General features: G+C 62.9%; 3 protein-coding genes. All 3 read left to right on the forward strand.

Annotated features, from left to right (window positions below; translation table 11 throughout):
* Window positions 1-134: 134 nt before the first annotated feature.
* From AC1RGU_RS15425 to AC1RGU_RS15435, 3 genes are read left to right on the forward strand one after another with little or no spacing between them, the layout of a single operon-like run.
* The gene (locus tag AC1RGU_RS15425) at window positions 135-2654 is read left to right on the forward strand and encodes a type VI secretion system Vgr family protein (protein WP_492696775.1); all 2520 of its coding nucleotides are present in this window, start codon (window positions 135-137) and stop codon (window positions 2652-2654) included.
* Window positions 2655-2683: 29 nt separating this feature from the next.
* Complete coding sequence (locus AC1RGU_RS15430) at window positions 2684-3766, forward strand: DUF4123 domain-containing protein (RefSeq protein ID WP_492696776.1); 1083 nt, start codon at window positions 2684-2686, stop codon at window positions 3764-3766.
* Between the two features lie 3 nt (window positions 3767-3769).
* Window positions 3770-7057, forward strand: coding sequence for a metallophosphoesterase (locus tag AC1RGU_RS15435; protein WP_492696777.1), 3288 nt, complete (start codon window positions 3770-3772; stop codon window positions 7055-7057).
* Window positions 7058-7229: the final 172 nt, after the last annotated feature.

Consider the following 7229-nt stretch of genomic DNA (forward strand, 5'->3'; position numbering starts at 1 on the left):
TAGGGAGCGTGCCTGATGTATTTGGATGCAATTGCGAAAGGCGGTGATTGCGCGCCTTTCTTGAAAACAAGAATCAAAGGGGGAGTCCGCGTGAACCACATCGTGGCGAGATTGTTCTTGCACGGTCGCATCCGATGAGCGACCCGTCGAGCCCTCATCTCGCGGAGCTTGTCGCCGACCGGCAGCACGACCGGCTGCTGCGACTGTCGTTCCCCCAGGGCGGGGAGCCCGCAGGTGGCGACCTCGTGGTCAACACACTCTCTGCGTCCGAAGGCCTGTCGCGCGACTTCGATTTCACGGTCGGGCTCCTGAGCAGCAATGCCGATCTGGCACTCAAGGACCTGCAGGGCAAGATGCTTTGCGTCGAGTTGGTACGCCCCGACGGAACGCTTCGCTATTTCACCGGCATCGTCTTCGAGTTCCGGCTCGTGCGCACGGACGGCAACCTGGCCTTCTATGAAGCCCGGCTCGGCCCGTGGTTGAAGTACCTGCGGCTGCGTGCGAACAATCGCCTGTTCCATCGCCAGACGCTGCGCGCACAGACCGAGGCCATCTTCGGCGACTACGGCGTGCTACCCCGATGGGAGTGGCTCGTCCGCGGCGACGACACACCTCACACGATGGCCGTGCAGGGCGGCGGGGCTGGCGGCGAGACTGACCACAACTACCTGCACCGGCGCTGGGAGGCGGCGGGCTACAGCTATTGGTACGAGCACTCGACCGAAGGGCACACCCTGCATGTGTGCGACGACAGCACGCTTGCCAAGGCCGTGGACGGTTCGGTGCCGGAGATCCGGTTCCAGAACGAAGGTGGTGCGCAAGAAGAAGATGGCATCGGCCAATGGAGTGCCGTGCGCGAGCTGGTCTCGGCGCAAGCGGCCGTCAGCGCCTTCGACTTCAAGAACGCGCGTCCGCAGCATGCCTCTATGCCCAGCAACAACCAGCAGGGCGACGTGCCTCAGTTGGAGGTGCATGAGTACGGTGGCGCGCGTCACTTCAAGACGTCGCTCGAAGGCGAAGGTGTGGCACGTCGGCGCATCGGCGAGATCGAGGCGAAGGCCAAGCGCTTTGAGGCGCAGGGCAACAATCGATTCGTGCTGCCCGGGCGCTGGTTCCGGCTGACCGACCACTTCGGACGCACGCAAGGCGAAAGCTCTGAAAGCGAATTCCTCGTCCTTTCGGTGGAGCATCGCGCGAGCAACAACTACCTGCAGAAGCCCTCCACCGCGGAGGGCAAACCCAAGGGGTCGCGGGCCGAGTACAGGAACAGTTTCGTCTGCAGCCGCCGCTTCGTTCCCTGGCGCCCCGGTCGAGGCTTTCACAGCGTGGAGCAGCGCGTCATGGCGCCACAGACGGCGACCGTGGTGGGACCGTCTGCCGAGGGCAGCATCCACACGGACGAGTACGGGCGCATCCGGGTGCAATTTCACTGGGACCGCGAAGGCCAGAGCGACGAACGCAGCTCCGCCTGGGTACGTGTGATGAGCCCCTGGGCGGGTGGAGAGACGGGCGCCGTCTCCACGCCCCGCGTCGGCTCGGAAGTCATCGTGCAATGCCTGGACGGCAACCCCGACCACCCGATCGTCATGGGGGTGGTCTACAACGCGCAGCGCATGCCGCCGTGGAAGCTGCCCGAGCAAAAGGCCCTCATGGGCCTCAGAAGCCGTGAACTCGCGGGCGCCAGCGGCAACGAGGCCGGCGGCAAGAGCAACCACCTGCTGCTGGACGACACCGAAGGCAAGATCCAGGCACAGCTCAAGAGCGACCACGACAGCAGTTCCCTGAGCCTGGGGCACATCACGCGCGTCGAAGACAACGCCGGGCGCAAGGACGCCCGGGGCCAGGGCTTCGAGCTGCGCACGGACGGCCACGGCGCCATCCGGGCCCAGGACGGGCTCCTGATCAGCACCGAGGCGCGCGCCAATGCGCAGGCCCACATCACCGACATGGGCGAGACGGTGCAGCGCCTGACCCAGGGGCGGGAACTGCACGAGGGCTTGAGTGAAGCGGCGCAGCAGGCCAAGGCGCACGAGGCCGGCGACCAGGACGAGGTGACCCAAAGCCTGAAGGCGCAGAACGATGCGATCAAGGGTTCTGGCGGGGGCAACAAGGCCGAGGGCGAGTTCCCCGAACTCAACGAGCCGCATGTGGTGCTGGCCAGCCCTTCGGGGATCGAGGCCACCACGGGCGGATCGATTCACCTGGTGAGCACCGAGCACCATGCGATCACCAGTGGGGCGCACACCAGCATTGCGGCGGGCAAGAGCTTGCTGGTCAGTGCCAAGGACGCGGTGCGCATCGCAGCCTTCGAGAAAGGCATGCGGCTCATCGCCGCCAATTCCGACATCGACATCCAGGCCCTGAAGGACAACATCAACATCCTGGCCAAACTGGACGTCAAGGCCGAAGCCAACAAGATCACGATCACGGCCAAGGAAGAAGTGATCATCAACGGCGGTGCCAGCTACACCCATTGGAACGGAGCAGGCATCGAGAACGGCACCACGGGCATCTGGCGCGAGCACGCGGCTTCCCACATCACGACGGGCCCTAAGAACCTGCCGGTGCCGGAGATGCGTTTACCTCAAGCCGTGTGCAAAGAGTGCATGGCAAAGGCTGCAGCGCGCGCTGCCGCAGTGGCACCTCGACAGTGACCGTGTCAGCGTATCCAACCCAACAAGCGATGCCGGTCGACGGCGGTCTGCAGCCGCACGAGCCCGTGGTGTTCAACAAGGAAGTCGCGCAGACACTGGTGCATGACATGGGGGTGCTGCTGGCCTGCAGTGCGAGCATGCCGCGCTATGCGTTGGTCGAACTCGGCCAGTGCGAGATGGCCGATCGCGGGGCCATTGCCCTCGGTGTCCAAACGCATGGGCTGGAGGTGGAGCGCTTGTTCGAAGGCACGCCCGAATCCGAACTGGCCGATCAGGGGCCGTGGTTGATCCGGTTTCCGGCACAGCCTGCGGGCACTCTGCTGGAGACGCTGGCCCTGCATGCAGGCGTTCATCATGCGTTGAGCATGGTGGCCTCACCCCTCGCTTTGGGCGATCTGGCGAGCCACATGAGAAGCTGGCTGGAGGGCCTGATTCCGCCGGACCCGATGATCGAGGGCGATGAACCCTGCGGTGCGGTGCTGCGCTGGTTCGACCCACGCATCGGGCTGGACATGCCCGGCTGCTGGCCCGCAGCGGATCGCCAGCAATTCATGCAGGCATTTCGTTGGTGGGCCGCCTGGCGTGCCGATTTCTCACCGCGCTTGATGCAGGGGCCCAGTTTCAACAGGGCAGCCCCGCGCGCCGAGCCGCTGCCGCTTGACCAGACGCTGCTGCTGGCACTCGACCAACTCAACACGGCAGAAACCATGCTCGCTTCCGTGCGTGAAAACGACATCGAGCCCGGTGAACTCGATCACATGGCGCCGGCGTTGCAACACCGCCTGGCGCATCAGTTGCGTGACGATGCCCGGCGCCTTGGCTTGGACGACTGGGCCGATCAATACATGTTGCTGGCCATGGGGTTGCGCCTGCACCCCGACATTGCCGATGCACAGGCACTGCAACCCATCCTTGCCGCTGCGGTCACTGGCGAGCGAGGCCTCGGTGCAGCCATCGCGGACATCGACAACACGGTGTGGCAAGACCTGGTCGAAGAGGCGCCGCAGGTGCTTGCGCTGCATTCGCACGCACTGCTCGAACCCCTGCGTCAACGACGTCTCGCTGCCGTATCCGCACACCCCTTTCACATCCCGCGCACCGAAGTTCGCTGAATCATGGCCACCGTTCCCAACCTCGGCAGCAGCGCTGCCAACGCGCAATCCGCCAAGAATCGCATCCCGGGCGTTTGTGATTGCAGTGACCCGGTCGACAAATCGGCGCTCATCCTTTATCCGAGCCTGGGAACGCCGTTGCTGCTCAAAGAAGGGCAGACCAAGTGCAGCATCTTCATCGTCGGCGAGTCGAGCTTGAAGGCGGCCTCGGGTGCAGGCGGCCTCATCCCCGCGCCTGCACCCAACCTGCATGTATTCGTCGACCGGCATTTGCGGCTTTACTCCATCAAGGAGAAGGGCACCCAGACCGACACGACCACCGGCACGCTGTTTGGCGATGGCAATACCTGTGCAACGGCTCCGCAGCACATCAAGGCCTGGCGGGTCGGCCTCTTCGGAGCGGGGGTGCTCATCAAGGATCGCCATCGGCGGCCTTTTGCCACCATCGCACCGATGGCGGCCCAGGTCTACAAGGATCTGCAAGGCGGGGACATCTACGAGATCGAGATCGATCTGAAGGCCGCGCCGTTCCAGGGCATCAATTCGGGCAGCTTCATGAGCTTTGCCTGGATGGTCAAGCTCAACGACGCCGGCAAGCAGCTCCTGCCCAACGCCACGCACGCCGAGCCGCAGGACCTGATGATTGCCAAGTTCCTGCGCGAGCAATCCACCAAGGACCCTTTTCACTTCGCGAACCTCCACGAGTTCGACCTGTCCAAGGGCGCCCGCACCACGGCCAACCAGTTGCCGCCGCAAAAAACCGGTGCAGGCAAACGCCTGCAAAGCTGGCACCCCGTGAAGTACATGCCCGCGCGTCCGTTGAAGCTGGGCCACCTGTCCGACGTGCACGTGAATGTTCGCCATACCGCGATGGGCAAGAGCATGGCTCAGGTGCTCGAAGGCGATGTGGCCGACGTGAAATGGAACACGCCAGTCGGCACCAAGGTGTGCAACAGCTTCGATGCGCTGCGCGCGTTGTTCGAGAAGATGGCTTTGGGTGGCGACAAGATCGAGAAGGCCGATGCGGTGCTGCTCACCGGCGACCTGATCGATTTCAACCGCAACCTCAACCCGGCGCAGGTCGCTGCAGGAAAAGCGACGGGCAACAAGGCCATCGGCGAGCAATGGAAAAGCTTCAACCTGCTGGCGAACATCGATGACCCGGCCAACGGCAAGAGGCTGTACCCGCGCGGGCTGGACGACATGCTCGTGTTCAGCCTGGTCCGTGAGATGTACCGCAAGTACAGCCTGCCCATCTTCATGACCAGCGGCAACCATGAGGCGTACCAGGTGCCCTACGGCATCAGTGCGCGGGTGGAGGCCGGAGACATGGCCAACTGGGCATTCAAGCTCGGCGTGCTGGAAACCGCGGCCGACCCCGCGAAACGCAGCGAGATTGCCAGGGCCGCGGTCACTGGCAGTGGCGGTGCCTTGCGCGATCGAGCGGGGACCGTCGTCGACAAGGTATCTGGCTGGTTCAAGTCAGCCACCGGCGTTTCTCCAAGCGAGGCGGCAGGTCGGGGCGTAGAAGGTGTCGAGCAGGTCGCCCGCGCTGCCGAGGACAGGCTGGGTGGCCTCAACGAAGGTCTCTCGAAGGCGCTCAAGACGGCACGCGGCACCCTGGACGGCAGCGAACTTGCAGAGCACCGCAAGCAGATCGAAGCGGCCAGCGACTGGACCCGCGGCAAAGCCAATGAAGGGATGAGTCGTGACCACAACATGACCATCTACGAAGCCTGCCTGGCATATGGTCCAACCTACGGGCAGGCTCTGACGGGATTCAATTTCCACAGTGGTCAGTTCGATTGGTTCTACGCGCTGTTCACGCCGTTGGCCGATGTGGTGGTCGCCTATGGTGCCCAGAGCGACGATGACAGTGCGGCAGGAACCCTCCAGGTCATTGCGCCGATGGGTTGGGGCACCGACGAAAACTTCAAGAATCTGGGCGAACTGGTCGATCCCGCCAAATTGCCACATATGGAGGACTTCGGTGGTGTTGACAGGCAAGGCGCGGGCATCTTGCCGCGCGCCACAGAGTCGTGGAGCACAGCGCAATTCGAGTTGCTCTCCCAGGCTCAAAAGTACAAGGCTGCCGGCAGCAAAACAAGCCTTACGGTAGCCAGCCACTTCACCATCGTGAGCTTTGATGAGCCACAGCCGTACAGCAATGTGAAGAAGAAGTTGGTCAAAGCGCGCTTGTGGCCGCACAACAGCGCTACCGGCCTGCCAGATGAGCCCGCGGGTTTCAACCACGTCAATGTGGGGACCTGCGAGCGAGGGCTTGCCCACTACTTTGAACACTACGTGCGCGCGGGCCGGCGCAGACCCAAGGGCGGTGCACAGGTCGACTGGCATTTGTCAGGCCATAGCCATCGCAGCGGCGTCTATCAGGTCGAGTGGCAAAGCGACGGGCCGGATACCAAGCCCTACATCCAGGTCGTATCGGCCACGGACCCGGGGATTCACAAGGTGCAGACCGTGCCCGCCGATACGCAGACGGCCCTGATCGTCAGCAGTTGCGGTGGCCCGATTGGCTATCAGAACCTGGATGGTGAGCTCAGCGCATGGACAGGGCGGCCACCTGCGGGCACTTTGCTGGAGCCGGCCACGGGCAATATCAGCCAGGTCAGCACCTACCGCTGCCGCATCGAAGACGGCAAGGCGTACAACGAGAAGCCAAGGCTGTGCGTGGCGCTGGACTACCTGCACGTGATGAGCGGCCTGCCGGCGAAGGGCAACATCGATAAGCCGCTTGAGTTTGGCGATATTCCTCAGTTCGCGATGGGTAACACGCAGATTCCGCTTCGACTGAGTCGACAGATGAAAAAGCTCAACTGCATTGCAAGCTTGACGCTGTGGGTGTTTGAGGGCGACGAAAGAAGCGGCCTCAAGAAATGGCACCGCGTTGACACCAATCTGGACAAACCAGGCTCTCCCGGCAGCGCGACAGTCAGCAACGAAGGGATGGCGGCACTCTCAAGAGCCTTTGCAACAGGTGTGGTGGGCAAGCCGGCCGATTCGGCATTTCGGCGCATCCAGGCGACTTTTTGCGAGGTGGGTCTGCGAAAGCCAGAACCGATGAAGGAAGACGAAGACTGGGTCAAGGACATGCAATGCACAGATCCGTGGGTTTTCCCGATCAGTGTGGTGAGCACGAACGCAGGGAGAACGATGGCCGGTCTTGGTCGTGTTGCAGGAGAGAAGGGGGAGGTGCCGGATTGGTATTTCCTGGCCGAGCACTTTCCCGCCATGGGATATCCACCGCCGCTCGATGCAATCAGACCCAAGTGATCTCCTACTCAATGAATCGTCGATCCGTTCTGACTGCGCTTCCTGCGCTGTTCCTTTCCTCAACCCCACTCTTGACCGCTTGCAGCATGGCCACGTCCAAAAAGAACATCCGCGAGTTTGGAAAGATCTTTCAGTACCTCAAAGATCCAGAGCTTCGAAAAAAGGAAATCGG

Source organism: Variovorax sp. GW823-FHT02B07, from assembly GCF_058797695.1.